2 protein-coding genes are annotated in these 2,338 nt (G+C 56.6%); both read right to left on the bottom strand.

Annotation, left to right across the window (positions count from 1 at the left end):
* Positions 1 to 371: 371 nt before the first annotated feature.
* On the bottom strand, positions 372 to 1,361 hold the full coding sequence (galE, locus tag RTK01_RS16595; protein ID WP_312282030.1) for a UDP-glucose 4-epimerase GalE: 990 nt from the start codon (positions 1,359 to 1,361) through the stop codon (positions 372 to 374).
* Positions 1,362 to 1,702: 341 nt separating this feature from the next.
* Positions 1,703 to 2,338: hypothetical protein (locus tag RTK01_RS16590; protein WP_312282029.1), on the bottom strand; the 636-nt coding region annotated here is incomplete at its 5' end.

Genomic DNA, 2,338 nt, shown 5'->3' with positions numbered 1-2,338 from the left:
GGCGACCCATTGTTGATTACATTGACACAGTGGCAACGGTTTTGCGGAGGATTGCTGGCCCTCTCCCAACGGATAGGCCTCTGAGTACATAACACCCTAACAAGAGAAACGCAACAAGCCGTGCTGATCGTCTTAAAACGACCGGCACGGCTTTTTCTCGGCTTGGAAAATGACTTTAGCAGCGGGCAGGTTGGCGCGGACCCACAGCGCTCTAAAAACAGCGCTGTCGGCAAGCAGCATTCCGGAAAGATAAGACTCCATCTGGGCCGTCACTCTGGCGCAACCGCGTTTCAGTGCATTCTCCGCTCTCCGAAACACACCTCTGGCAAATCTGTCTGCAAGCTTCGATGGACTTTTTTGCCTTGGAGCATTTACCTTCCGTAGCCGTCCGGATGGGCGCTGTGCCAGTCCCACGCGGTTTGGAGAATGGTACGCAAATCGCCGTACTCCGGCGCCCAGCCCAGCACCGTCCGCGCCCGGTCTGCCGAGGCCACCAGCCGTGCCGGGTCCCCCTCCCTGCGGGGCTGAATCTTAGCCGGAATGGGGTGTCCAGTGACGCGGCGGGCCTCCTCCAATACCTGCTTGACGGAAAAGCCAGCCCCGCTCCCCAAGTTGAACGCGCCGCTGTCCCCGCCTGCCGTCAGATAGTCCAGCGCCAAAATGTGGGCCCGGGCCAAGTCGCAGACGTGCACATAGTCCCGGATGCAAGTACCGTCGGGGGTGGGATAGTCGTCCCCGAAGATGAAAATTTGCTCTCTCCTGCCGTTTACCACCTGCAAAAGCAAGGGAATCAAATGCGTTTCCGGCTCATGGGCCTCACCCATGGCCCCCCCCGGCTGCGCGCCGCAGGCGTTGAAATACCGCAGGGCGACATAGCGCAGGCGGTGAGCTTCAGCAGTCCATTTCATCATCTGCTCCATGGCAAGCTTCGTCTCGCCGTAGCAATTCGTGGGAATTTTTCTGTCCGTCTCGGAAATTGGAACCCGCTCCGGCTCGCCATACACGGCGGCGGAGGAGGAAAACACGATGTCCCGCACGCCGTAGGCCGTCATGCTCTCCAGAAGGACACGGGTTCCCCCCAGATTGTTGTCGTAATACCGCAGGGGGGCGGCCATGCTCTCCCCCACAAGGGAGCTGGCGGCGAAGTGAATTACCCCGTCAATTTTTTCCCGCTCAAATAGAGAATCACAAAAACCTTGATCACGGATGTCTCCTTGATAAAACCGAGCCGCCGGGGGCACCGCCGTTCGGAATCCGGTTTTCAGATTGTCGGCCACCACCACGTCCCGGCCCGCGTTTAAAAGGGCCAGCGCGGTGTGGGACCCGATATACCCCGCGCCCCCCAGAACCAAAATCGCCATCGTTTTCCTCCGTTTCACCTGCGCGGCCCCGCTTGAATGGCGCGGCGGTCCCTGAGTGGGCGCAGGCGGATACTGTTGTTTTTTCCTGAATATTGTACCACGTTTTTCAGAGCAAGGAAAGCCCCGGATAAAAGTTGGCAAGCCGCCACGCAAGCATCCGCGCAGGAGGAGATTAGAGTAAGAAACACACCTGCTTGTGTAAAATTTTTTATTCAGTTGAAGCAGGTTCCCAAAAGCAGCTAAAAGTGTTGTCCTGCAAAGCATTGCGCAAAAAAGGCCCGCCCCGAAAGGGGCGGACCTTTTTTTGCTAAGTCAGGACCTAAGATTACTGTGGCAGTCGATTATTTAGTCCTGATGACAGCAACCGCAGAAACCTTCAGGTAGTCATCCGCACTGGTCTTATTGTTCATCACGATGACCAGCTCGATCTCATCATCGGCCGCGGTTCTGCTCGCATCATTCAGATAGTCATAGACATTCTTCAGGCTGGAGAAACCGTTGTCGGTCAGGTCAGAGAACTCAGCGCCGGAGGTGTTAAGCACCTGACCGACAGTGGTGGATCCACCAACAAAATACTTCGTGGTGCCGCCATCGTTGTAGGTCTGGGCACCAGTCATGTCGGTGACAATAACAGTGCCAGCACCATAGGGAGTAGCGCTAGCGCCGTTTACACCGTAGATCAAGCTCTTGTTGGCGGTGTCAATGCTTGCCTTGGTCAGAGTCAGCTTGAACGCGGAAGTGGCATTCTCAACCTTGGTTGCAACAGAGCTCAGCTTGTAGGTGCCGTCAGTCTTCTCGGCATAGGTGGCAAACTGGGCAGCGTTCAGGTTGTCGGTGGAGGTGTAGTCGTCCTCGGCACCGTTGACCCACACATGGTAGGTATAAGTGCGGACGCCGTTCACCACGCTGTCGCCCTTGACGGACTCAATATACAGAACCTTGTCGGAAGCAGCATCGGAAGAAGAGGTCGTCACCAC

This window comes from Oscillibacter sp., assembly GCF_031978065.1.
GTDB lineage: Bacteria > Bacillota > Clostridia > Oscillospirales > Oscillospiraceae > Oscillibacter.
Note: the sequence above shows the minus strand (reverse complement) of the source record. Positions and strands in the feature narration are given on the sequence as shown.

Bases quoted from the DNA above. Each gene is read 5' to 3' on its own strand.
- galE (WP_312282030.1), bottom strand. From the start codon at position 1,361: ATGGCGATTTTGGTTCTGGGGGGCGCGGGGTATATCGGGTCCCACACC.